This is a genomic window from Thiobacillus sp. SCN 63-57, from assembly GCF_001725555.1.
In the GTDB taxonomy this organism is placed as follows: Bacteria; Pseudomonadota; Gammaproteobacteria; order Burkholderiales; family Thiobacillaceae; genus Thiobacillus.
Genome location: NZ_MEGP01000011.1, coordinates 1 through 22125 on the forward strand (window position 1 = coordinate 1; position 22125 = coordinate 22125).

The 22125-nt window shown below is 64.6% G+C and carries 27 protein-coding genes and 1 tRNA gene; all 28 read right to left on the minus strand.

The genetic code is table 11. The annotated features are described in order from the left end of the window. Positions 1-73, minus strand: a tRNA-Gly gene (locus ABT23_RS04805). 47 nt (positions 74-120) lie between these two features. After that, positions 121-693, minus strand: a complete 573-nt coding sequence (pgsA, locus tag ABT23_RS04810; protein WP_296631938.1) for a CDP-diacylglycerol--glycerol-3-phosphate 3-phosphatidyltransferase — start codon at positions 691-693, stop codon at positions 121-123. Continuing rightward, entirely contained in the window at positions 693-2489 is a 1797-nt protein-coding gene (gene uvrC / locus ABT23_RS04815) for an excinuclease ABC subunit UvrC (protein WP_296631941.1), read from the minus strand. The genes pgsA and uvrC overlap by 1 nt, the downstream gene beginning before the upstream one ends. 180 nt (positions 2490-2669) lie before the next feature. Beyond that, the gene (locus ABT23_RS04820) at positions 2670-2858 is read right to left on the minus strand and encodes a 4-oxalocrotonate tautomerase family protein (protein ID WP_296631946.1); all 189 of its coding nucleotides are present in this window, start codon (positions 2856-2858) and stop codon (positions 2670-2672) included. A 2-nt stretch (positions 2859-2860) separates the two neighbouring features. Next, positions 2861-3484 carry a uracil-DNA glycosylase gene (locus tag ABT23_RS04825; protein WP_296632276.1) on the minus strand — a complete coding sequence of 208 codons (624 nt, stop codon included), beginning with the start codon at positions 3482-3484 and terminating at the stop codon, positions 2861-2863. 55 nt (positions 3485-3539) lie between these two features. Then, positions 3540-4019 carry a bacterioferritin gene (gene bfr, locus ABT23_RS04830; RefSeq protein ID WP_296631948.1) on the minus strand — a complete coding sequence of 160 codons (480 nt, stop codon included), beginning with the start codon at positions 4017-4019 and terminating at the stop codon, positions 3540-3542. 156 nt (positions 4020-4175) lie between these two features. Next, positions 4176-4388 carry a (2Fe-2S)-binding protein gene (locus tag ABT23_RS04835; RefSeq protein ID WP_296631951.1) on the minus strand — a complete coding sequence of 71 codons (213 nt, stop codon included), beginning with the start codon at positions 4386-4388 and terminating at the stop codon, positions 4176-4178. Between the two features lie 282 nt (positions 4389-4670). Continuing rightward, positions 4671-5237, minus strand: coding sequence for a cytochrome b/b6 domain-containing protein (locus ABT23_RS04840; protein ID WP_296631954.1), 567 nt, complete (start codon positions 5235-5237; stop codon positions 4671-4673). Further along, positions 5237-5503, minus strand: coding sequence for a PepSY domain-containing protein (locus ABT23_RS04845; protein ID WP_296631959.1), 267 nt, complete (start codon positions 5501-5503; stop codon positions 5237-5239). Before ABT23_RS04845 ends, ABT23_RS04840 begins: the two co-directional genes overlap by 1 nt. 40 nt (positions 5504-5543) lie before the next feature. After that, the gene (locus tag ABT23_RS04850; RefSeq protein WP_296631962.1) at positions 5544-6227 is read right to left on the minus strand and encodes a Fe2+-dependent dioxygenase; all 684 of its coding nucleotides are present in this window, start codon (positions 6225-6227) and stop codon (positions 5544-5546) included. A gap of 78 nt (positions 6228-6305) precedes the next feature. Next, positions 6306-8576: a TonB-dependent siderophore receptor gene (locus ABT23_RS04855; protein ID WP_296631965.1), complete on the minus strand. Its 2271-nt coding sequence runs from the start codon at positions 8574-8576 to the stop codon at positions 6306-6308. 91 nt (positions 8577-8667) lie between these two features. Continuing rightward, a complete protein-coding gene (locus ABT23_RS04860) occupies positions 8668-10602 on the minus strand; it encodes a ferrous iron transporter B (RefSeq protein WP_296631968.1) in 1935 nt (644 codons plus the stop codon). After that, positions 10599-10859: a FeoA family protein gene (locus tag ABT23_RS04865; RefSeq protein ID WP_296631971.1), complete on the minus strand. Its 261-nt coding sequence runs from the start codon at positions 10857-10859 to the stop codon at positions 10599-10601. The genes ABT23_RS04860 and ABT23_RS04865 overlap by 4 nt, the downstream gene beginning before the upstream one ends. Before the next feature lie 19 nt (positions 10860-10878). After that, positions 10879-11304, minus strand: coding sequence for a biopolymer transporter ExbD (locus ABT23_RS04870; RefSeq protein ID WP_296632280.1), 426 nt, complete (start codon positions 11302-11304; stop codon positions 10879-10881). Continuing rightward, complete coding sequence (locus tag ABT23_RS04875; protein ID WP_296631974.1) at positions 11304-12059, minus strand: MotA/TolQ/ExbB proton channel family protein; 756 nt, start codon at positions 12057-12059, stop codon at positions 11304-11306. The genes ABT23_RS04870 and ABT23_RS04875 overlap by 1 nt, the downstream gene beginning before the upstream one ends. A 3-nt stretch (positions 12060-12062) precedes the next feature. Next, positions 12063-12824 carry an energy transducer TonB gene (locus ABT23_RS04880; RefSeq protein WP_296631976.1) on the minus strand — a complete coding sequence of 254 codons (762 nt, stop codon included), beginning with the start codon at positions 12822-12824 and terminating at the stop codon, positions 12063-12065. A 247-nt stretch (positions 12825-13071) separates the two neighbouring features. Beyond that, positions 13072-13395 carry a hypothetical protein gene (locus tag ABT23_RS04885; protein ID WP_296631979.1) on the minus strand — a complete coding sequence of 108 codons (324 nt, stop codon included), beginning with the start codon at positions 13393-13395 and terminating at the stop codon, positions 13072-13074. 58 nt (positions 13396-13453) lie between these two features. Then, positions 13454-13765 (minus strand): hypothetical protein, encoded by a 312-nt coding sequence (locus ABT23_RS04890; protein ID WP_296631982.1) that lies wholly within the window; start codon positions 13763-13765, stop codon positions 13454-13456. A gap of 11 nt (positions 13766-13776) precedes the next feature. Further along, positions 13777-14298 (minus strand): peroxiredoxin, encoded by a 522-nt coding sequence (locus ABT23_RS04895; RefSeq protein ID WP_296631985.1) that lies wholly within the window; start codon positions 14296-14298, stop codon positions 13777-13779. A 16-nt stretch (positions 14299-14314) separates the two neighbouring features. Further along, complete coding sequence (locus ABT23_RS04900; protein WP_296631988.1) at positions 14315-14557, minus strand: hypothetical protein; 243 nt, start codon at positions 14555-14557, stop codon at positions 14315-14317. A gap of 97 nt (positions 14558-14654) precedes the next feature. Beyond that, positions 14655-14873: a hemin uptake protein HemP gene (locus tag ABT23_RS04905; RefSeq protein ID WP_296631991.1), complete on the minus strand. Its 219-nt coding sequence runs from the start codon at positions 14871-14873 to the stop codon at positions 14655-14657. Positions 14874-15074: 201 nt separating this feature from the next. Next, the gene (locus tag ABT23_RS04910; protein ID WP_296631994.1) at positions 15075-15998 is read right to left on the minus strand and encodes a cation diffusion facilitator family transporter; all 924 of its coding nucleotides are present in this window, start codon (positions 15996-15998) and stop codon (positions 15075-15077) included. 40 nt (positions 15999-16038) lie between these two features. Then, complete coding sequence (gene nagZ / locus ABT23_RS04915) at positions 16039-17118, minus strand: beta-N-acetylhexosaminidase (protein WP_296631997.1); 1080 nt, start codon at positions 17116-17118, stop codon at positions 16039-16041. A gap of 22 nt (positions 17119-17140) precedes the next feature. Then, entirely contained in the window at positions 17141-17521 is a 381-nt protein-coding gene (gene acpS, locus ABT23_RS04920; protein ID WP_296632000.1) for a holo-ACP synthase, read from the minus strand. Further along, positions 17518-18399, minus strand: coding sequence for a radical SAM protein (locus ABT23_RS04925; protein WP_296632003.1), 882 nt, complete (start codon positions 18397-18399; stop codon positions 17518-17520). Before ABT23_RS04925 ends, acpS begins: the two co-directional genes overlap by 4 nt. A 57-nt stretch (positions 18400-18456) precedes the next feature. Further along, the gene (locus ABT23_RS04930; protein WP_296632006.1) at positions 18457-19974 is read right to left on the minus strand and encodes a glycosyltransferase family 39 protein; all 1518 of its coding nucleotides are present in this window, start codon (positions 19972-19974) and stop codon (positions 18457-18459) included. A 56-nt stretch (positions 19975-20030) separates the two neighbouring features. Next, positions 20031-21434 (minus strand): ATP-binding protein, encoded by a 1404-nt coding sequence (locus ABT23_RS04935; RefSeq protein ID WP_296632009.1) that lies wholly within the window; start codon positions 21432-21434, stop codon positions 20031-20033. Further along, positions 21418-22101 carry a response regulator gene (locus ABT23_RS04940; protein WP_296632012.1) on the minus strand — a complete coding sequence of 228 codons (684 nt, stop codon included), beginning with the start codon at positions 22099-22101 and terminating at the stop codon, positions 21418-21420. The genes ABT23_RS04935 and ABT23_RS04940 overlap by 17 nt, the downstream gene beginning before the upstream one ends. Positions 22102-22125 lie beyond the last annotated feature (24 nt).

The following is a 22125-nucleotide window of genomic DNA, read 5'->3' on the forward strand; positions in this document are numbered from 1 at the left end:
AGCGGGAAACGAGGTTCGAACTCGCGACCTCAACCTTGGCAAGGTTGCGCTCTACCAGCTGAGCTATTCCCGCGTTGAAGGCTGCGCATTATGGTGATTTCGGTTTTTTCTGTCAACACCTCAGGGCGAAGATTTTTGCAGTGCACGCGCGGCCATCACGAGGTAATACGCCATTGATACGAGGGTAAGCAGGGCGGCCACCCAGATCAGCAGTGTGCCGATCTGGGGAATGGGCAGGCCGGCGAGGGGCTGGAAATACAGCAGCAGCACGATGGCGACCATCTGCGCCGCGGTTTTCAGTTTGCCGACGAAAGAGACCGCGACGCTGGCCGACTTGCCTGCTTTGGCCATCCATTCGCGCAGGGCGGAAATGGTGATTTCGCGGCCGATGATGATGAGGCCGATCAGCGGCGCCACGCGATCCAGGTCGATCAGGACGATCAGTGCGGCCGCCACCATCAGCTTGTCGGCCACAGGATCGAGGAAGGCACCGAAGGCCGAGGTTTGCCCCAGTTTGCGCGCCAGCCAGCCGTCGAGCCAGTCGGTCAGCGCCGCCACCCCGAAAAACGCGGCTGCCAGCAGATTGGCGTCGGACGGCGACACCCAGCCGTCGGGCAGGTAGAACACGCCCGCCATCAAAGGGATGAACAGAATGCGCAGCCAGGTGAGCAGATTGGGGAGATTGAGTGGCATCAGTGGAGCGCGTTATAAATGGTTTCCGCCAATTCTCGACTGATACCGTTCACACTGGCAAGCGCGTCGACGCCGGCGTCGCGTACGCCCTGCAGGCCACCGAAGTGTTCCAGCAGCTGTTTACGCCGTTTGGGGCCGATGCCTGCGATGTCTTCCAGCGTCGATTGCACGCGCGTTTTTCCGCGTTTGGCACGATGGCCGGTGATGGCGAAGCGGTGCGCTTCGTCGCGCACCTGCTGGATCAGGTGGAAGCCGGGATGGTCCTTGGCGAGATTGAGTTCGCGGCCGTCGGCGAAAATCAGCGTTTCCAGCCCGGGCTTGCGTGCCTCGCCTTTGGCCACGCCGAGCAGTGGCACGTCGTTCAGTCCCAGTTCGGCCATGGCCTCGACTGCCATCGCGATCTGTCCCTTGCCGCCGTCGATCAGCAGAAGGTCGGGCAGCACGCCATTCTCTTCTACGCTCTTGTGGAAGCGCTTGATCAGCGCGGCATGCATCGCGGCGTAATCGTCGCCGGGCGTGATGCCCGTGATGTTGTAGCGCCGGTAGTCGGATTTCTTCAGGTCGTCGCCTTCGTAGACGACGCAGGACGCCACGGTCGCCTCGCCCATGGTGTGCGAGATGTCGAAGCACTCGATGCGGTTGAGCGCCGGCAGGTCAAGTGTGTCGCGCAACGCGGCGAGCCGCTGCGACTGGTTGGCGCGGTCGGCGCTGCGGCGCTCGGCAGACAGGCGCGCGTTGGCCTGCGCCATGCCGATCCAGACCTTGCGTTCACCGGTGACGCGATGCAGAAGGGTGACTTTTTTACCGGCCTGCTCGGTGAGCAGCGTTTCCAGTGCGCTGGTCTCGATGGCTTCGCTCACCAGGATGCGCGCCGGGATGGGGTGGTCGAGGTAGTGCTGGACGATGAAGGCTTCCAGCGCCTCGGCCGGCGTCGCACCCTCGCCGTGCTGCGGGAAGAAGCTGCGGTCGCCGAGATGCCGGCCGCCGCGGATCATCGTCAGGTTGACTGCGATCACGCCGCCGGCCTCGGCGACCGCGACCACATCCGCGTCCGCATCGCTGCCGGTGGAGTCGACGAACTGCTTCTCGCGCACGGCGGCGAGCATGCGCAGGCGGTCGCGCAGGAAGGCGGCCGTCTCGAAATCGAGCGCAGCCGCAGCGGCGTTCATCTGCTCGGTAATGTGTTCAGTCAGTGCGCTGGCCTCGCCGTGCAGCAGCTGGGCTGCTTCATGGACGTCGCGCGCATAGGCGTCGGGCGTGATGTGTCCAACGCACGGTGCGGTACAGCGTTTGATCTGATACAGCAGACATGGGCGCGAGCGGTTGGCGAATACCGTGTCCTCGCAGGTGCGCAGTTGAAACACCTTCTGCAGCAACTGAATGCTTTCGCGCACCGCGTAGGCGTTGGGGTAGGGGCCGTACGCCTGGTCGCGCTTTTTGGGTGTGCCGCGGAAATAGGCCAGGCGCGGAAAGCGGTGCCCGGTCAGCAGCAGATAGGGATAGGACTTGTCGTCGCGGAACAGGATGTTGAAACGTGGCTTCAGCCCCTTGATCAGGTTGTTTTCCAGCAGCAGCGCTTCGGCCTCGGTGCGCGTGATCGTGGTGTCGATATGGTCGACACTCTTCAGCATCAGCTTGATGCGGGGGCTCTGGTCGCTTTTCTGGAAATAGCTGGAGACGCGTTTTTTAAGATCCTTCGCCTTGCCGACGTAGAGCACGGCGCCGGCCGCATCGATCATCCGATAGACGCCGGGCAGGGTGGGCAGCGAGGCGAGAAAGTCCTTGTCGACGCTCAAGGTCAGAGCCTAATTCGGCAGGAATCATGCCCCGCGCCGGTTGCCTGCGGGATGCAGGGCAAGGCGCGGGGCGTGAAGTTTGGTCGCTCCAAATGAGCGACTCGCAACGCGGCCATGCGCCCGCAGGCAACCGAGTCGCCGGGTCTCAACGTGGGGCATGATTCCTGTCGAATTAGGCTCTTATTCATCCTCGTCGAGCAGCTTGCCGGCGATCGCCCAGTTCTCGTCCGGCAGTTCCTCGAACGCGATATAGGTGTAGGAGGCCGGTTTTCCAGCATGGCGCTCCAGCGTGGCGGTGATTTCCTCGGCGACTTTCTGCTTCTGCTCGCGGGTGAGGCTGCCGGCGAGCTTGATGGTGACGACAGGCATGGTCAGTCCTTCGCTTGAATCCGGGTGAATACGGCTTCGAACATCTCAGGGGTGAGGCGGCGTGTCTGTGTATTGTAGCGAGAGCAGTGGTAGCTGCTGACCAGCCGCCGGCCGCCGGGCAGGTGGTAATCGCTGGCGTGGGCAAACGGGTAGTCCTTGAGCTTCAGTCCTTTCGCGCGAAGCACGGCCTGATGCGCGATCTGGCCCAGCGCCAGGATACTGGCGTGGCCGGGCAGGGCCTCCAGTTCGGCGGCCAGATAACGATTGCATTCGCGGATTTCGCCTGGCTCCGGCTTGTTGGCGGGCGGCAGGCACTTCACCGCGTTGGTGATGCGGCAGCCGGTGAGCGTCAGCCCGTCGTCGGCTGCCAGCGATTGCGGGGCGCTGGCGTAGCCGAATTTGTGCAGGGTTTCGTATAAGAGCACGCCGGCATAGTCGCCGGTGAAGGGCCGGCCGCTGCGATTGGCGCCGTGCATGCCCGGGGCGAGGCCGACAATGAGCAGACCGGGCGCGGGATCGCCGAAGGCGGGCACCGGGCGGGCATGGTAGTCGGGATGGCGGGCGCGCACCTCGTCGAGAAACGTGGCGAGGCGCGGGCAGGCGCGGCAGTCAGGGTCGAAGTGCATCGGAAGCAATAAAAAACGCCCCATGTCGGGGCGTTCATTGTACGCGAGGCGGTGCTCAGCCTTCGATCGGGCCGGCAGCGGTCTGCATGTAGTTCTGCTCACCCATGCGTTTGATCAGGTCGAGTTGGGTCTCGAGATAATCGATGTGCTCTTCGGTGTCGGACTGGATGCCGACCAGGATTTCTCGCGAAACATAGTCCTTGACCGATTCGCAGTGCGCGATGGCTTCGACGTAGAGCGCGCGGCCGACCAGTTCGAGCTTGAGGTCGCATTCCAGGCATTCGACGACGTTTTCGCCGATCAGCAATTTGTTCAGATCCTGCAGGTTGGGCAGGCCTTCCAGAAAGAGGATGCGCTCGATCAGCTTGTCGGCGTGGTGCATTTCCTCGATGGACTCTTCGTATTCGTGTTTGCCCAGCGCAACCAGCCCCCAGTTCTTGTACATGCGGGCGTGGAGGAAATACTGGTTGATGGCGGTCAGTTCGACCGTGAGCGCCTTGTTCAGGTACTGGATGACTTTTTTGTCGCCTTTCATGGTTCTCTCCTGAGAGTGGGCAAGCCCGTTTAAAGAGCCGTTGGCTGGGCGAATGCTGGCTAATAGGCGAATGGGACGCCTGTCATTCTAGGGGAAAAGCCGTGCGGGACAAGTATGGATGCGGTCCGTGCGGAGTGGTCGCGGGCAGAGCGGGAATCAGGCGGCTGCGGCGAATGAGGTGTCCGCCGAGCATCCCTGGCATTCGGCGAGGGCTTCCTGGAGCACGTCTTTCGCGCAGCGGGCGCAACGACCACATTGGGTGGACACGCCGAGTTCGTCGCGAAGCTGGCGCATCGTGGTCACGCCACGATGATGAACCATGCCACGGATTTCGTGGTCGGTGACCCCTTTGCAAAGACAGACGTACATGACGCACCTTCTGGTTTGGAACTCGGTAGCTGAATATTATGAATAATGAGAATGGTTGTCAATAACAAGATTGGAGTGGAGATTCCGCGCAAAAAAACGGCGAGGGAAATCCCCGCCATTCGTGAACGTCCTGTTCGCCGTACATATGCAGCGAACAGGACCGGGTTACAGCGACTTCGTACAGAAGTGCCAGTCGGTGCACTCGTAGCCTTTGTTCATGCGGGCCTCCGCGGCATTTATGTCCTGCGGCGGCGGGACGATGACCTTGTCGCATCGACGCTGTCAATCGCCAGGCATCGTCTCCGGATGTGCGAACGGCGCGGAATGCGTGCCCCGTATCTTGTAGCCGGTGAGCATGGCGCGCGGCAGGTTGATGCGGGTCTTGCGGCTGACCCATGCCACGCCGGCCACGTGCAGCGCGACGCACGCGAGCAGAACGTCGGAGAGCGTCTCGTGCAGGTCTTCCAGCCATTCCTCGCCCCAGTAGGCGTCGGTTCCCATCAGCCAGCCCGTGACGCCTAGCGCGATGACGAGGCCGAGCATCGCGAACACCATCACGGCGCCGAGCGGATTGTGTCCACGCATGGCGACGCCGGGCCGGGCGAGGTAGGCTCGGATGCGCGCCGGCGTGGGGAAAAAACCGGAAAAGCGGGCGTAGCGCGAGCCGATCACACCCCAGACGAGGCGCCCACCCACCAGCCCCAGTGCCGTGTAACCCGCCCAGCGATGCCACGGGCCGCCGCCGTCGAGAATGAACGCGTCGAACAGCACCAGGACGGCGAGGGTCCAGTGGTGCAGGCGGACAAAGCGGTCCCAGACGTACGCGCGTTCCACGACGTGCCCAGACATCAGTCGAGATAGGCCTTCACGGGCCGGCCGGTGACGGTGTCCATGTAGATTTCGACGCGCTGGCCCTTCTCGTTGTGGCCGTACATCTCGTAGCAATTGCCGTCGACCTTGAATTTCTTGATGGTGTAGCCGGCATCCTTCAGGGCGGCCTTGAGGTCTTCCTCTTTCATCCACTGCTCCTTGGGATGGGCCTCGCAGTCGGCCGCGGCGTGTGCCAGAACAGGAACGAGCGCCAAGGCGGCAAGGGTGAATCGCAGACTAGTCATGATGAGAGCTCCTTTTCTAAAGTGAGTGAAACAGGGGAATTCAGACCGTCGCCCACATCCGCATCAGGTTGTGATAACAACTGGTCAGACGGATGGCGGTATCGGTTTCGCCGTGTTCGCCGCGCAAGGCGGCGATGCTCAAATCCATTTCGTGCAGCAGCTCGCGCCGCTGCGGGTCGCGCACCATGCTTTCCAGCCAAGTGAAGCATGCCAGTCGCGCACCGCGTGTCACCGGCTCGACGCGATGCACGCTGTATGAGGGATACAGGATCAGATGGCCCGCCGGCAGCTTGACCGAGCGGCCGCCCATGCCGTCCTCGATGATGAGTTCGCCGCCATCGTAGTCCGATGGGTTGTTGAGGAAGAGCGTGAACGACAGGTCGGTTCGTACATGCTGCGCGGTGGCCGGATGGGTGCGGATGGCGTTGTCCACGTGATTGCCGAAGGAATTGGCTTCGTCGCCGTAGCGGTTGAACAGCGGCGGATAGATACGCTTGGGAAGGGCAGCGCTGAAGAAGGTGGGATTCTTCGACAAGGCTTCGAGGACGAGCGCGCGCAGCTGCTGCGCCACCGGGCTGGTTTCGGGCAGTTGCCGGTTGTTCTTCACCGTGGCGGCCTGACTGCCGGCGGTGACGCGGCCGTCGGTCCAGTCGGCCTGTTTTAGCAGTGCCGTGCAGTGCGCGAGCGTGGCAGCGTCGAGAACGTTTGGAATGTGCAGCAGCATGGTCGGGTCTCCTGTCAGGGATAGGGCGCTGCGCAGGCAACGCCCTATCCCTGCCAATGGTTGGCAGGGAAGGCAGGCTCAGAACTTCAGCTCGCCGGTGAGGATGAAGCGACGCTTCTGACCGGGCACGGTGAACGGACCGTTGTCGTAGATCGAGTCGTAGTACGTCTTGTTGAACAGGTTCTGCACGTTCAGGCGGACGCCCCAGGTTTTCTGGTCGTAGGACACCATGGCATCCCAACGCACGTAAGCCGGCGCGGTATTGGGGTTGAAGCCGCTGGGCTGGCCGTTCGTGGTGAACTGCGCATTGGCCGAGGCATTCGACGGGTTGTAGCCGTAGCGCTCGCCCTTGGCCTCGGCGCCGCCGCCGACCTTCCAGCCGCCGCCCAGCTTGTAGGTGGACCACAGGTTGAAGGTATACGGCGGGGTGTTGCGCGGGCGCTTGCCGACGAAGCGCGGATCGCCCACGGTGCCGCTGGATTGTTCGGCGACTTCGAGGATGGTGGCATCCATCAGCGCCAGCCCGGCGAAGACTTCCCAGTTCGGCGTGATGCGGCCGGCCGCTTCGAATTCGATGCCGTCGGTGCGGCGCTTCTTGGTCAGGATGGACGCGGTCGATTCGAGGTCGGTGTTGCGTTCCCAGTTCTTGATCGCACGGTAGAGTGCGGTGCGGAAAGTCAGGTCGCCGTCGAAGAACATCCACTTCGCGCCGACCTCGTAGACCTGGCTGGTCTCAGGCGGTTGTGGCGTGGCGGTCAGTTGGTAGAGGTCGGCCGTCGGGCTGAACGAATCGCTGTAGCCGACGTAGTAGTGCGCTTCCTCGGTAGGCTGGTAGGACAAGGCGGCGCGATAGCTCCATTCGCCGTATTTCAGGTGCGGCGAGGTGGCGCTGGAGTAGTCGGCGTCGAGTTCGTCGCGGCGCACGCCCAGCGTGGCCTTCCAGTCCGGGATGAATTCGACTGTGTCCTGTGCATAGAGGGCGTAGGAATTGCCGGTGAAATTGTTCAGCTGTGCACCCGTATATGACTCGACGTAAGGCAGGAACAAGGGAGGAATGCCGGACACGATGGTCGTCCCACCGAGATTCTGCAGACCTGAGCGGTGGCTGTTCTCGTGCAGGTATTCGACGCCAGTGAGGAATTCGTGCTTCATGCCCAACGCCTCGAATTTCCGGCTGTAGTCGGATTGGAGTGTGAGCGTTTCGTAATCGGACGAGCGGGTGGGTCCTACATTCCAGTTGCCGCCATTGCCAGGGAGAGTTCCGTCCACGTTCGGCGCAACCGTGGCGCTCGGCGTGCGCGCCCAGTAGCTGCGTTCGTAGTCGCCGTAGCGGACCGTGGTGCGCAACTGGCTGTCATCGGCGAAGCGGTGCGTCCAGGTTCCCGTGGTGACGTTCACGTCGCTGTTGTCGAAGTTGCGGTCGATGCCCCAGAAAGTGTCGACCGGGAACGCGGTGTTGGGGCGGTGGGTGGCGTTGTCGAACGAGAAGCCGTAGTCCGGCGTGTCGCGGTTGCGCATGTACAGGTGCGAGAAGGTGAATTCGTCGTCGGTGTTCATGCCGAGCGCGAGGCTGACCTGCGCACCGCCGCGATTGACGTCGGGCTCCGCGCCGCTGGCGGGATTTTCGCGCCAGCTGCCTTCGTCGCGTTTCATCAGATTCACGCGTACTGCGCTGTGTTCGCCCAGCTGCTTGTTGAGGTCGGCGGTGACTTCGGTGTAGTTGTCGGTGCCCACGCTACCGGTCAGTTTGTAGGCATCGGCCAGCTTGGGCGTCTTGGAGACAAGGTTGATGACGCCGCCGGCCTGGCCGCGGCCGAACAGCATCGAGGCGGAGCCGCGCAGCACGTCGACCTGCTCGAGGAAGAAGGTTTCGCGGTTGTATTGCGCGGTGTCGCGGATGCCGTCGAGGTAGACGTCGCCGAAGGTGTAGAAGCCGCGCAGCATCATGTTGTCGCCGGCGCGGCCGCCCTCGGCGGCATTGAAGGTGAGCCCCGACACGTTGCGCAAGGCGTCGCGCAGCGAACCGACATGTTGCTCCTGCATCAGCTGCTGGGTCACGACGGTGATCGCCTGTGGGATGTCCTGCGGGTCCTGCTTGGTCTTGCCGACGCGGGTCTGCGTGCCCTGGTAGCCGTTATTGACCTCCATGGGGTCGGACGTGTCTTCCACCTTGACGGTTGGTAGCGTGGTTTGGGCGGTATTCGCCGGATCCGCAGTCTGTGCCAGCGCGGCGGGGGCCAGCATCATGAAGGCGAGCGAAGCGGCAGCCGGCATGGCGGCCGCGGGTTGCAGGCGCGCCATCAGCTGGCGCAGGATGCCCGAGGGCGGGCGCGGTCGTACGTGGGACATGGTTTGCTCCTGGTCTGAATGATCGACTGGCTGGCGGAGCAAACGCTTGGCTGGCTGGCGGTTGAAAAAAACGGAAGGCGGTGGGCATGGGTCATCCCCAACCCGCTGCGACGGCGAGGTGATACACGATGAAACACGCGAGCCAGGCCAGGCCGAACAGATAGCCGGCCATGACGAGCGGCATTTTCCAGCCGCCGGTTTCGCGCTTGACGGTGGCGAGCGTGGACAGGCACTGCGGCGCGAAGACGAACCAGGTCAGCAGCGACAGCGCAGTGGCGAGGCTCCAGCTGTGCGCGATCAGCGGTGTCAGGGCTTGTGCAGTGTCGTCGCCGCTGGCCGACAGCGCGTAGACGGTGCCGAGCGCGCTGACCGCGACTTCGCGCGCAGCCATGCCCGGCACCAGCGCGACGCTGATCTGCCAGTTGAAGCCGATGGGCTCGAATATCGTGGCGAGGCCGTGACCGAGCGTGCCGGCGAGGCTGTATTCGATCGCCGGGCCGGTCGCGCCGGCGGGCGGCGCGGGAAAGCTGGCGAGGAACCACATGACGATGGTGAGCGCCAGGATGATGCCGCCGACGCGCTTGAGAAAGATGGATGCGCGCTGCCACAGGCCGATGGCGACGTTGCGCGGCGTCGGCCAATGGTAAGTCGGCAGTTCCATCATCAGAGGCCGCGGCAGGCCGCGGGTGGTGAGGCGCTTAGCCAGCCATGCGATGCCCATCGCACTGATCACGCCGGCGACGTAGAGACCGAACAGCACCAGGCCCTGCAACTCGAACACGCCGGCCACGTCGCGCTTGGGGATGAAGGCGCCGATCAGCAGCGCATATACCGGCAGTCGCGCCGAGCAGGTCATCAGCGGCGCGATCATGATGGTGACGAGGCGGTCGCGCGGACTGGCAATGGTGCGCGCGGCCATGATGCCGGGGATCGCGCAGGCGAAGCTGGACAGCAGCGGGATGAACGAACGGCCCGACAGGCCCACGCTGCCCATCAGGCGGTCGAGCATGAAGGCGGCGCGCGGCAGGTAGCCCGACTCTTCCAGGATCAGGATGAAGAAGAACAGGATGAGGATCTGCGGCAGGAACACCAGCACCCCGCCGGCGCCCGAGATGATCCCGTCGACGAGCAGACTGCGCAGCCAGCCGTCGGGCAGCGCAGCGGTGACGCCATTGGCCACCCATGTGGTGGCTGCTTCGATCCAGCCCATCGGCGCCTCGGCCCAGGCGAACACGGCCTGGAACATCAGGAACAGCACCACCATGAGCAGCGCCATGCCGATGACCGGATGCAGCACCACGCGGTCGATCCGGTCGGACAGCGTGTGTGGCGCATGCATGTCGAGGCCGAGGCTGACGAGGATGCGCTGGACCGTGTCGTGGTCGGCTTCCACCGTGACGGCCGGGGCGTCGGTTCCCGGTACGGACGAGTGTGCTGCCTCGCCGCGCCAGGCCTCGGCCGGCGCATCGAGCAGCGTACGCAGGGCGGTTGCGCCGTCCTTCCTGACGGCGACGGTCTTGACGACCGGCACGCCGAGTTCGAGGGACAGCTTGTCCACGTCCACGTGGATGCCGCGCCGTGCCGCCAGGTCGGTCATGTTGAGCGCCACCACGCAGGGCAGGCCGAGGCGTTTCACGGCCAGGACGAGGCGAAGATTGCGCCGCAGGTTGGTGGCGTCGACCACGCAGACGACGCGGTCCGGGCGTTTTTCGCCGCGCGCGCGGCCCATCAGCACGTCGACTGTCACCTGCTCGTCGGGCGAGCGCGGGTTGAGACTGTAGGTGCCCGGCAAGTCGAGCACGCGTAGCGCCTTGCCCGCCGTCGTGAGGTAGCGGCCTTCCTTGCGTTCGACGGTGACACCGGCGTAGTTCGCCACCTTCTGCCGGCTGCCTGTCAGGACGTTGAACAACGCCGTCTTGCCGCAGTTGGGGTTGCCCACCAGGGCGACCAGCGGCCCGCCGCGATGCACATGAACGACGGCGGACTGGGCGTGGTCGTGGCGGACCGAATCGTGGCAGGCGCTCATGCGGCCCCCGTCGCGTTATCCAGCAGCGTGACTTCGATGCAGGCGGCCTCGGCGCAGCGCAGGGCGAACGTGGACGAGCCGACGCGGACCACCAGCGGATCGCCGCCCGGCTGCGCGCGTGCCATCAGCATCACTTTCTCGCCGGGGATGAAACCCAGCTCCTGCAGCCAGTCGTGCCATTCCGGCGCATGCTCGGGCGTGTGGATGCGCTCGATGCGGCAAAGCTGGAAATCGTCCGAACGGTCAAGGGTGAACATGTCTATGGATCCCTGCGGTTCAATGGGTCGCGGTTTTCGGTTCGGTGACGAACCCGAGCTTGGTGAGTCCTGCGCGCGCGGCGTCGGACATGATCTGCGCGACGTTGCGATAGGCGAGATCGCCGTCGGCGCGGATGTGGATTTCCGGCTGCGGGGTCTGTTGTGCGGCGAGGTCCATCTTCGCCTGCCAGGCGGTCGCGTCCACGGGTTCGGCGTTCCAGAATACCGAGCCGTCGGCCTTGATCGACAGGTTGACCGTCTCCGGTTTGTCCTCGTTGGGCTGGCTGGATGCCACGGGCAGGTTGACCTTGACCGCATGCGTCATCAGCGGCGCGGTAATGATGAAGATGACGAGCAGCACCAGCATCACGTCGATCAGCGGAATCATGTTGATTTCCGCGTTGTCGCCGTCGCCGGCGTCGTTGAGCATTCCGCCGAAGGCCATCATGCGCTCCTGACGGCCGGAGCGGCGTAGACACGCGGTACGTCGTTGTCGACGCGGGTGTTGTTGCGCACGCCGGTGGACATGAAGGCGAACAGGTCGTGCGCGAAGCCGTCCACTTCGGACAGCATCTGGCGCTTGGCGCGATTGAAGAAGTTGTAGGCGAGCACGGCAGGGATGGCGACCGCCAGGCCGAGCGCGGTCATGATCAGCGCCTCGCCCACCGGACCGGCCACCTGGTCGAGGCTGCCCGAGCCGCTCATGCCGATGTTGACCAGCGCGTGGTAGATGCCCCACACCGTGCCGAACAGGCCGACGAAGGGCGCGGACGAGGCGATGGAGGCCAGCATGGTGTGGCCGTACTCCAGGCGCGCGGTGTCCTGGTTGATCGCGCGGCGCAGGGCTCGGGTGAGGAATTCGTCTTCCGAATCCGACTCGATCAGGCGGGCGCCGGTCTTGCCGCGGAACTGCTCGGCTGCCTTGAGGCCGTGATGGGTGAGATGCGAGAACGGATCGTTGATGCCGTTCTTCTGTAGATAGTCGCCCACGGCCGCCAGCCCGGACGCATTCCAGAAGCGTTCCAGGAAAGCCCGTGCGTTTTTTTTCATGCGCCAGTTGGCGATGCTCTTGGAGACGATGAGATACCAGGTGATCACCGACATCGCCAGCAGGATGGCGAGCAGAACATGCGCGAGCATGTCGGCCTGGGCGATGAAGTGTGCGAACCCCAGTTGAGCGGGGTGAGTGACGGTTTCCATGGTTTAGCTCCTGAGGGTGAACTGAATCGGCACGATGACCCACGCGGCCACCGGTTTGCCAGCCTGGCGGGCCGGCTCGAATTTCCAGCTGGACTGGACGGTTTTCCGGGCCGATTCGTCGAGCCGCGCATAGCCGCTGCTCTTGACGATTTCCAGTTGCGCGACACTGCCGTCCGGGTTGACCAGGATGTTCAGCCGTACGACGCCTTCTTCGCCGAGGCGCTTTGACAGCGCCGGATAGGGCGGTTTGGGATTGTTCAGATAGTCCGCGGGCCGGGGCGGTATTGGCGGCGGCGGGGGCGCGGGTTTTGGCGCTTCCGCGACAACCGGTACGGGCGGCGGTACCACCTCGGGCACCAGCACGGGTTCAGGGTCGGGTTTGGGTGCCTCGACGACGGGTTGCGGCGTGGCAAGCGGCTTCTCGGCGATCAGCACCGGTGGCGGCGTCAGCGGTTTGACGCGCGGCTTCGGCGGCTGCGGCCTGGGTTCGGGTATGGGCTGCGGGTCGGACTCTTTCACCTCGGGCTCGATCAGGCTGACCGTAATCGGCAGTGGCGGCGTGATCGGTTCGGGGGTGTGGGCGACGAACAGCAGCGCAGCCAGCAGGCCGGCATGCGCGAGCACCACACCGGCAAGCGACGCGCGCGACAGCCGGGCCGAGTAGGGCAGCGCGGCAGCCGCGAAACGCACTGCGTTCGGCAGATCGGCTTTCACGGCGGAGGGAGCGGTCAACGCGGCGGTCATCCCGGGCAAATCCAGTTCCATTCAGAGGCTCGCCGGGCAATCGTCACAAGGGCTGCGCGGTTGTTTCGTTCCCGCGGCACGTTCAGACGGATCACGTTACGGCGATGTGGTAACAATGTAAAGTAATGATAATAATTCGCATTAAACAAGTCAATTGATTCGTTGCGGTTAATCTTCTTCAACCAGGAGAAAGCGATATTGGGCGGGACCCAGATGCATACCCGGGCCTGTGTTTAGGATGCGGCGGAGCGGTTCACCCGTGCGTGGGTCAGGTGGCGTGCTTACCCGTTTGAAGGGCGGATTCCGCCTTGTCGATGTGGGTCTCGATCGGCCTGGCGAACGCGTCGCGCGCAAGGCCCATGCCGTTCACCATCCAGACGCCGATCCAGGTACGGGTGAACCGCTCGAAGCTGGTTTGGTCATCCCAGGCCAGCCGCAGCGTAAAGGCGTCGCGCCGGTCGCGCGGCTCCGCGAAATCGTGGGCACGCAAGCCGACGGTATGGGTCAGTGCATCGCGCGCAGCCTGCCAGGCGTGGCGGAACGTATCGTGATGGCGCGGCAGCACATGAAAATGATAGGCAATGGCGAGCATCAGACACTCTCCCTGTGGAATGACGAAAACGATCGGGAAGCGCGCTTGCGGTCGCGATTCATGCCGGCCTGCCTTTCAAGCCGTGCGCCAGGAAGTGTCTGGAATGCTGTGTTGTCCGTCGTTCAGGATTGGGCGCGGCATGCCTGTGCCGCGTCGTATTGGTGGGTGCACGCACGGGAGCGGGGTCAGCGCGTTCGATGTCGAGATCGTCAGCGAGGTTGCGGCAGGCTTCGCGCTCGACAGGCGTGAGGCTGTCGTACTCGGCGGCGCGTTCGAGCAGCAGACGGGCGGCGGCCTTGTTGCGCGCGCAAGGCTGGCGCAGCACGACCAGCGCGGCAACAAGAAGGGAGGCAACGGGCGAGGTATGCATGGCGGGGTTCCTCAGGCGGCAGCGACAAAGGACTGGCCGGGCTGCCACTCGCAGGCGGTGAGCTCGCCGCTTTGCAGGGCGTGCAGCAGGCGCAGCGTTTCGCGTGCCGAGCGCCCGACGTTGAGGTCGTTGGCAGCGATGCTCACGACCCGGCCTTCGGGATTGATGATGAAGGTGGCGCGTACCGCCACGCCGCTCTCGGCGAGGACGCCGAAGCCTTGCGCAAGGCTACGCGAGACGTCGCCGAGCATGGGGAATTTCACCGTGCCGAGCCCGTGCCGCACCCTGGCGCGATGAACGTGTGCGGAATCGACGCTGGCGCCGAGCAGTACCGCGCCGGACAGGTCGAAATCGTGGCTGAGGTCGGAATAGGCGCGTATTTCCGTCGGGCAGACGAAAGTGAAATCCAGCGGCCAGAAGAATAGAACCAGCCATTTGCCGCGATAGTGCGCGAGCGCAAGAGGTTCGATGCGGCCGTCCGGCAGATAGGCTTCGCAGGTGACGGCGGGGATCGTGTTACCAATCGAGATCATGTGGGCTCCTTGTCAATCAATGCAGGATGGGGGGCGTGGGACGCATGGGCGTGCCGGTCGAGACCGCACGCCATTCGAACGACAGTCGCCGGCAGGCATCGACCAGGCGTGGGCTGGTTGCACGATCGTGCATCCAGGCGAGATGTTGTTCGATCATGTGCGCGAGCTTGCGGCAGCCGGTTTTCTGGTAGCGGTGCATCAGCCATAGCGTGGCTGCGATGACGATTTCGTGGGTGTCGTGTGGCTGCGATGTGTTCATTGCCAGTCTCCTTGCAAGTGGGGGGGCTGGCTGGCACGGATGCGCGGGCGGGCGGGGTGGGTGGCCTCGAGGCCGGCAGGCCAGGCCTGCGAACGGTTTACTTGGTGAGGATCAGCTTGCCGTTCTTGGTGATGCGCAGGCGATAGTGCTCGCCTTTGTGGCTGATCAGGATTTCCTGGCTGCCCTGGAATAAAAAATCCGCCGGGATGATCCCGGGCGGACAGGTCCGCGTTCCAGGCTCGACCGGAAGACGGATGGAGGAGGAGGGCGCATTCGGCATGGCGTGAGGATCCTGTGCGTCAGATTCGGGGTTCATTCGGGGAATCGCCAGTCAGTGTGTTACGAATAATAACGATTCTCATTTGTATGTCAAGCGCTCACGGGAAGAACCCCGGCATTGAAATGAAAAAAGCCCGCACAGGCGGGCTTGATAGGGGCAGTACGGGGAGCCGTTACGCCGGCTTATCTATAATTCTGGCGAAGCGCTTGGTTGATCAGTCAGGTGCAGCTGCGCGGATCAGTGTGCGGCTTTGCCATCGACGCCGGCGCGGGACGCCCATTCGCCTCGCACCAGCGGTGCGATGTTCAACACCTCGGGCTGGAGCGTGACGTGTGCGATGCCGTGCTGCTTCGCAAGCATGTCGCGGGCTGCGGCCAGAATGTGCAGCCAGTTGGCAAGATCGCGGATGTCGAGGTGCGCGGACAGGGCGACGGTGCCCGACGACAGCGTCCACACGTGCAGGTCGTGCACGCGCTGTACGCCGGGCAGGGCGGCGAGGTCGTGGCCGACGGATTCGAGTTGGATCTGCAGGGGTACACCCTCCATCAGCACGTGTACCACCTCGCGCAGCAGCCGCAAGGCCGAGACCAGAATCAGCACCGCCACCAGCAGGGACAGCAGCGGGTCGATCGGCGTCCAGCCAGTGGTGACGATGACGATGCCGGCGCTGATCGCGGCGACCGAGCCGAGCGCGTCGCCCAGCACGTGCAGCATCGCGGCGCGGCTATTGAGGGTGTGTTCGCCGCGGCTCAGGATCCATGCGACGAGCAGGTTGATGCCGAGACCGATGACGGCGACGCCGATGACGGTACCGCCGGCGATCGCATGCGGGGAATTGAAGCGGTCTATGGCCTCGTGCACGATGTAGCCGAGCACGACCAGCATCATCAGGCTGTTGAATAGCGCAGCCAGCACCTCGGCGCGCACCAGGCCGTAGGAGTGCCGGATGCTGGGCGGCCGCCGTGCCAGCCAGGCCGCCGCCGCGGCCAGGCCCAGCGCGGACGAGTCGGTGAACATGTGCGCCGCATCGGATAGTAGCGCGAGCGAACCCGACCACCAGCCGGCCAGGGCCTCGACGCCGGTGAATGACAGCGTCAGCAGCAGGGCGAGGATCAGCTTGCCGTTGCCGCCTTCAGATGCATGCACATGAACGTGATGCATGCCATGGCCATGACCGTGGTCATGCGCGCTGTGATCGTGGTTATGCGCGTCCACAGTAATCCGTCGGGTCGACCTGCAGGTTGAGGTCTGCGCTATCCTGCCCCAGCCCGGCGATGTGGTGCAGCGCATTGACATAGCGCGTCGACTCGCGCAGCTGGGTCAAGGTCTGCGGGTGCGGGTGGCCGTGCATGCGAGCAAGGCGTGCACGGGACGGGGCGGGCCAGTCGACTTTCAGGTTGGCCAGCACGTCGTCGGCCAGGTCGGGCCGGTTGCAGACCAGCGCCATGTCGCAGCCGGCTTCCAGCGCCGCCGTCACGCGTTCGACCACGCCGCCGGCCACGGCGGCACCCGCCATGCAGAGATCGTCGCTGAACGCCGCGCCGTCGAATCCCAGCTGGTGCCGCAGCAGTTTCTGCAGCCAGACGCGCGAAAACCCAGCCGGCTTGTTGTCGACATTCGGGTAGATCACATGCGCCGGCATGATCGCGGCCAGCCCGGCCTCGATCATCAGGCGGAAAGGCACCAGGTCGGCGACGGCAATATCGGCCAGGGTGCGATTGTCGACCGGAACGTCGACGTGCGAATCCGCCACCACGAAGCCGTGACCGGGAAAATGCTTGCCGCAGGCGGCCATGCCAGCATCCTTCATACCCAGCATCATGGCCTGGCCCAGCTGGAACACGGCATGCGGATCGGCATGAAAGGCACGGTCGCCGATGACCGACGAGGCACCGTAATCGAGGTCGAGTACGGGCGCGAAGCTGAAGTCGATGCCGTGCGCGCGCAGTTCGCTCGCCAGCACGAAGCCGGTTTCGCGTGCGAGGTGTTTCGCCTGTTGCGGATGGGTGTTCCAGATTTCGCCGAAGGCGCGCATCGGCGGCAGGCGGGTGAAGCCTTCGCGGAAACGTTGCACCCGCCCCCCTTCGTGGTCGACGCCGATCAGCAGCGGCGCGGGCTTGAGCGCGTGGATCTCGGCGGTTAAGGCGGCCAGCTGGGCCGGGTCGCGGTAGTTGCGGGAGAACAGGATCACCCCGCCGACGAGCGGGTGGCCCAGGCGGCGTCGGTCGTCGTCGGTCAGTTCAGTGCCTGCCACGTCGAGCATCAAGGGGCCGAGCGTCATATCCGCTCCAACAAGGACAGTGTCATGTTGCCTCCAGAATCACATAAGCCAGGACGAGATCGCTTTCGTCGGACAAGGACACATGATGAGCGCTTATTCCGCGTGCTGCCAGCCAGGCATCCAGTTCGGGCGCGCATTGCAGGAAGGGCTTGCCCTGCGTGTCGCGCAGCACGGCGATGTTGCGCAGCGTCACCGGCGCACGCAGGCCGGTTCCCGTCGCCTTGGCGAAGGCTTCCTTGGCGGCGAAGCATTTGGCCAGGAAGCGTGCCGGGTCGCGGCTGGCACGATAGCCGGCCTGTTCGGCCGGGGCGAGAATGCGCTCCGCATAGGGCTCGCCGAAGCGGGCCAGCCCATTGCGGATGCGCTCGGCGTCGAGCAGGTCGGTACCGATGCCGTGGATCATGGCGACACCTTCACCGGCAAGCCGGCAGCCCGGATGGCGTCCGCGAAGGTGTCGAGCCATGCGGCGGGCAGGGCGGACAGCCGGTCGGCCTGCGGCTGCATCGAGGGGCGCGCGAGGCCATAGAGCAGCACGCCCCGGACGGGAATCCCCTGCACGCGGAGGCGTTCCACTGCGTTCAGGTAGGCCGCCTGTTCGGCGGCGGATGGCGGCGCGCCGTCGCGTGCGAATACGCAGGTCTGCAGCCAGGTCGGACACAGGCGCGCGGCCGTGGCCAGGCGTTCGAACTGCCTGTCCGGCGCGATGCGCGTCTGGTTGATGGCGCGCATGCCGCTGGCGGTCGCACTGTCGAACTTGAACCACACTTCGCCGTTCAGCGTGGCCATTTTCCGCAGGCCCGCCTGGACGCGCGGCCGGTCGGCCAGGCTGCCGTTGGTGATCAACACCAGCTTGATTTTCTCGATCAGGTCGAAGTCCGCCATCACCCGGCCGATGCATTCGATGACCTGTGGAAATTCCCGGGCGCTGGTCGGTTCGCCGTTGCCTGACAACGCGATGTCGTTCAGGCGCCGTGCGCCCTCGGGCACGCGCGTCTGCATGAAATCGCCGCGGAGAATATCCGTGAGCAGCGTGCGCAGCTCGTTTTCAAGTTGAGCCAGATCGATATCCGGCGCGGTGCCGCGCGTCAGGTTCGGTACCTGGCAATAGACGCAGGCCCAGTTGCATGCGTTGTTGGGGTTGAGGTTGATCCCGACCGACACCCCGCCGGCGCGGCGCGAGACGACGGGATAGACGTACGTCATCCCCGCGCTGTCGCGGTCGTGGTTGGTGGAGGTGAGCTGGGCAGACACGTTGCGGGGCGGGAATGGGCGAACGCCCATTCTACTTGAGCCGCTGTCGAACCGGACGCCGATCCGCTGCACGGGACGGCCTGCAAATCAATGCGGCTGGAGGGGTTTCCACATCAGCACGGCGTAGCGTTGCTGGCCCAGCTGCCGGGTTTTCGGGTCATATACGGTGTAGACCAGTTGCCGGGTCTGGTCGGGAGGGCCGAACAGGGTTCGGGCGGCGGCAGGGCAGGCGAGCGCGTCGGTCACGCCGAAACGCAGGGTCCCGCACACGGCAATCCGGTTGCCCGATTCCAGCGCGCGGGCGTCGATCCAGGGAGATTGGGTGAGGTCGGGCCCGGCGAGATCAAATCCATACAGGCCATGCGGATGGTCGGGCGAGTAGAAGCTCAGGATGTAGGGCAGGGGAAACGTCCCGGCTGCGTACTCGATGGGTTCGGCATAGGCTTCGTGGTACAGGCGCGTCGCGTCCTCGGCAATGCGCTGCGGCAGTGCGTAGGCCGGTTGCGCGGGGTAGGTGCGGTACTGTCTGTCCCAGATCGCGGCCGCAACAAGCGTCACCAGGAGATAGATCAGCCCGACCCGATAGATTCGTCGTGCGAGCCATCCGTTGTCGAAACGGGCGGGCGTGAGATCGACCAGGGCCCAGCCGAGGAACAGCAGGGCTGGAATCAGCCAGGACGACACGGGGCTGATCCCCTGTGCGAGCGCGGCCAGCAGGGTCAGTGCGACGCTTATAGACAGAATGCTCAAGCCCAACCGGGGCGGTCGCGGTGCTTGATCAAGCGGAACGGTGGGAAGTCGAACGAGGCTTGCGCCCCAGGCCAGCAAGGCGACGCTGCTGAACCCCAGCACGCCCACCAGGGCGACACCATAGGCTTTGGCGCCATCCGCTGCGCCGAGCACTTCATGCGCTTCGTGCATGTAATGCAGGCTGGGCCAGCCGTGCCGGATGGACCAGACAATATGCGGCGTGACCAGCAACAGCGCGGTTGCGCTGGCGATGACCGTGCCTTTGAGCAGCGGGATCAGCGGGGGACGCAGGCCGATCAGGATGGCCAGCCCGATCGCCGCGATGAGCACGAGCGCATAGTATTTGGTGAGCAGGGCGGCGGCGGCGAACACGCCCGCAAGAACGAACCAGCGGGCGCGGCCTTGCTCGACCGCATGCAGCAGGCTCCAGACGAAGCCGGCGACAAACGGCAGCAAGGCGGTGTTGGCGTTGTACTTGAATCCGCTATCGGGGCCGAAATGGGTGCCCAGCGTGGTGAGCACCACGGCGACCAGCACCGCATCCCAGCTGAGGAGGCGTTTCATCGCCAGTGCCAGCAGCCCCAGCGCGATGGCCAGATTGACCTGGTTGAGCAGGTAGTAGGCGTTGTCGCCGACCGGAAACAGCCTGAACCAGGCCGCCGTGATCCAGCCGAACAGCGGCGGATGCTTGTTGGTGCCCCATTGCCATTCCATGCCCCAGGCATAGTTTTCCACCATGTCGGCGCCGTCCAGGTAATGACGGGTCGCGGCGAAAATGCCCCACCAGACGAGACAAAAGGCCAGGATGTACAGCAGGGTGCGACGGGCTGAGGGGGAATCGGGGCGAGCGTTCAACAGGGGGACGCCGGGCGGCGCGATCGGGAAGTCGGGCGCAGTATCCGGATCCCGGATTACGATTGGCTTACAGCTTCGTCTTCGAACCGGAATTCGAACAGTGCACCGCCCAGCGCGCTTTTTCCCGCGGTGACGACCGCGCCGTGCTTGCGCGCCACTTCCTGGACGATGGCCAGCCCCAGACCGCTGCCTTCCGCCGTGCTGCTTTCCGGCGCCCGATGGAAACGTTTGAAGATGAGCGGCAATTCCGCTTCGGGGATGCCCGGCCCGCTGTCGGCCACGGAAAAGGTCGGCGGGAAGGCCTGGACGGATGCAGTGACCGTTCCGCCTTCCGGGGTGAACTTGAGCGCATTCTCCAGCAGGTTCTTCATGGCTTCCTGGATCAGGACGGTGTTGCCCCGCACCGGGATTGCCTGTTCCGTGCCCTCGAAACCGAGATCGATCCGCCGACGCGCGGCTGCCGCGACAAACTCGGTCGTCACCTCGCGCGCCAGTTCGGCCAGGTCGAACAGCGTATGGGTCGCGCTTTCATGCACTTCCGAGTGTGCCAACGCCAGCAGTTGGCGCACCAGATGGGTGAGCCGGGCGGCGGCTTTCTGCAGACGGTCATAGGTGGGCTGCGCGCACGGGCAGGCCGTATCCGAACGGGCCAGTTCGATTTCCGCCATCAGCACGGCGAGCGGGGTCTTGATCTGGTGTGCCGCATCGGCCGTGAAGCGGCGTTGCTCTTCCTGTACCGCCCGGAATCGCATCAGCAGGTCGTTGAGGGCGGTGACGACGGGCCGCAACTCCCGCGGGATGTTGTCGATCGGGATCGCATCGAGGTCCTGGGCAGACCGGTGGGTGATGCGGCGGCGCAGTTCCTCGAGCGGGCGCAGCCCTCGGCTGATGCCGAACCAGACGAGCGGGAGCGAGAAGAGAAGGGCGTATGCCTGCGGCACGAGCACGCCGCGGAGCAGGTGGAGGGTCAGCCGGTCGCGCCTGACCGTGGTTTCCGCCACCTGGATTTCGAAGCCCGGAAGCTCATCCCGCTCGCCTTTCAATACGGCGCGCCTCAGCATCTTGCCGTTTAGGGAAATGGTGTCGAATGCCGCGCGTTCGTCGCCGCTGCTGCCGACCGGTACGCGTACCAGTCGGCGGTCCCCTGCCAGCAATGTTCCGCTGGCGTCGTAAATGGCGAAATAGCGCTGGTCCCGGGCATCGCGGATGAGCACGCTGAATGACAGAGAGTCCGGGTCGATCTTGCGGTCGGCTTTATAGCTGGTGGAAACGAGTTCCTCCAGATCATCCGTGATCTCTTCCAGGACGAGGTCGCGTTCCGTTTCCGCAAGATGGGAAGCATTGCGGTAGGTGGTATAGGCACTGACCGCCAGCAGGACCACAAGCGGGATCAGCAGCCATCCCAGCAGGGCGCGGGTCAGGGTGGGATCGGCGCGGCGCATTTCAGTCAGCGGGGCCATCGGACGACTCGATCAGGTAGCCCAGCCCGCGCACGGTTCGGATGGAGATGCCTGCGGGTTCCAGTTTCTTGCGCAGGCGATGGATATAGACTTCAATTGCGTTCGATCCCACGGTCGCGTCCCAGCTGGAAATGGCGGCGGTCAGCGCCTGCTTGGAAATGACCTTTCCCGCCTTGTGCAGCAGACTGGACAGGACTTCCCGCTCGCGGCTGGACAGTTCGATTTCGTCGTCGTCCAGAAAAACCTGCCGGCTCACGGTGTCGTAACGCAGTCTGCCCAGTTCCAGGCTGGCCGACGCCGCACCGCCGTGATGGCGCCTGACGAGGGCGCGCAGGCGGGCCTGCAATTCCGCGAGGGCGAACGGCTTGGACAGGTAGTCGTCCGCGCCGCTGTCCAGCCCCGCCACCCGGTCGGCGATCGCCTCGCGCGCGGTGAGGATCATCACGGGCAGGTGGCTGCCGCGTTTGCGCAGGCGCTTGAGCACATCCAGTCCGTCCATGCGCGGAAGGCCCAGATCCAGCACCAGGGCATCGTAGGTTTCGCTGCCGAGGGCGAGATCGGCCGCCACGCCGTCGCTGACCCAGTCGACGCTGTAGCCTTCCTGCCGGCATGCGCGCAGGAGCAGATCCGCCAGCGCAGGATCGTCTTCGGTCAGCAGGATGCGCATCGAGGCGTGTCGGGAATCGTGTAA

Bases quoted from the DNA above. Each gene is read 5' to 3' on its own strand.
- pgsA (WP_296631938.1), bottom strand. From the start codon at position 693: ATGCCACTCAATCTCCCCAATCTGCTCACCTGGCTGCGCATTCTGTTC.
- ABT23_RS04820 (WP_296631946.1), bottom strand. From the start codon at position 2,858: ATGCCTGTCGTCACCATCAAGCTCGCCGGCAGCCTCACCCGCGAGCAG.
- ABT23_RS04825 (WP_296632276.1), bottom strand. From the start codon at position 3,484: ATGCACTTCGACCCTGACTGCCGCGCCTGCCCGCGCCTCGCCACGTTT.
- bfr (WP_296631948.1), bottom strand. From the start codon at position 4,019: ATGAAAGGCGACAAAAAAGTCATCCAGTACCTGAACAAGGCGCTCACG.
- ABT23_RS04835 (WP_296631951.1), bottom strand. From the start codon at position 4,388: ATGTACGTCTGTCTTTGCAAAGGGGTCACCGACCACGAAATCCGTGGC.
- ABT23_RS04840 (WP_296631954.1), bottom strand. From the start codon at position 5,237: ATGTCTGGGCACGTCGTGGAACGCGCGTACGTCTGGGACCGCTTTGTC.
- ABT23_RS04845 (WP_296631959.1), bottom strand. From the start codon at position 5,503: ATGACTAGTCTGCGATTCACCCTTGCCGCCTTGGCGCTCGTTCCTGTT.
- ABT23_RS04850 (WP_296631962.1), bottom strand. From the start codon at position 6,227: ATGCTGCTGCACATTCCAAACGTTCTCGACGCTGCCACGCTCGCGCAC.
- ABT23_RS04855 (WP_296631965.1), bottom strand. From the start codon at position 8,576: ATGTCCCACGTACGACCGCGCCCGCCCTCGGGCATCCTGCGCCAGCTG.
- ABT23_RS04860 (WP_296631968.1), bottom strand. From the start codon at position 10,602: ATGAGCGCCTGCCACGATTCGGTCCGCCACGACCACGCCCAGTCCGCC.
- ABT23_RS04865 (WP_296631971.1), bottom strand. From the start codon at position 10,859: ATGTTCACCCTTGACCGTTCGGACGATTTCCAGCTTTGCCGCATCGAG.
- ABT23_RS04870 (WP_296632280.1), bottom strand. From the start codon at position 11,304: ATGGCCTTCGGCGGAATGCTCAACGACGCCGGCGACGGCGACAACGCG.
- ABT23_RS04875 (WP_296631974.1), bottom strand. From the start codon at position 12,059: ATGGAAACCGTCACTCACCCCGCTCAACTGGGGTTCGCACACTTCATC.
- ABT23_RS04880 (WP_296631976.1), bottom strand. From the start codon at position 12,824: ATGGAACTGGATTTGCCCGGGATGACCGCCGCGTTGACCGCTCCCTCC.
- ABT23_RS04885 (WP_296631979.1), bottom strand. From the start codon at position 13,395: ATGCTCGCCATTGCCTATCATTTTCATGTGCTGCCGCGCCATCACGAT.
- ABT23_RS04890 (WP_296631982.1), bottom strand. From the start codon at position 13,765: ATGCATACCTCGCCCGTTGCCTCCCTTCTTGTTGCCGCGCTGGTCGTG.
- ABT23_RS04895 (WP_296631985.1), bottom strand. From the start codon at position 14,298: ATGATCTCGATTGGTAACACGATCCCCGCCGTCACCTGCGAAGCCTAT.
- ABT23_RS04900 (WP_296631988.1), bottom strand. From the start codon at position 14,557: ATGAACACATCGCAGCCACACGACACCCACGAAATCGTCATCGCAGCC.
- ABT23_RS04905 (WP_296631991.1), bottom strand. From the start codon at position 14,873: ATGAACCCCGAATCTGACGCACAGGATCCTCACGCCATGCCGAATGCG.
- ABT23_RS04910 (WP_296631994.1), bottom strand. From the start codon at position 15,998: ATGCATCACGTTCATGTGCATGCATCTGAAGGCGGCAACGGCAAGCTG.
- nagZ (WP_296631997.1), bottom strand. From the start codon at position 17,118: ATGACGCTCGGCCCCTTGATGCTCGACGTGGCAGGCACTGAACTGACC.
- acpS (WP_296632000.1), bottom strand. From the start codon at position 17,521: ATGATCCACGGCATCGGTACCGACCTGCTCGACGCCGAGCGCATCCGC.
- ABT23_RS04925 (WP_296632003.1), bottom strand. From the start codon at position 18,399: ATGGGCGTTCGCCCATTCCCGCCCCGCAACGTGTCTGCCCAGCTCACC.
- ABT23_RS04935 (WP_296632009.1), bottom strand. From the start codon at position 21,434: ATGGCCCCGCTGACTGAAATGCGCCGCGCCGATCCCACCCTGACCCGC.
- ABT23_RS04940 (WP_296632012.1), bottom strand. From the start codon at position 22,101: ATGCGCATCCTGCTGACCGAAGACGATCCTGCGCTGGCGGATCTGCTC.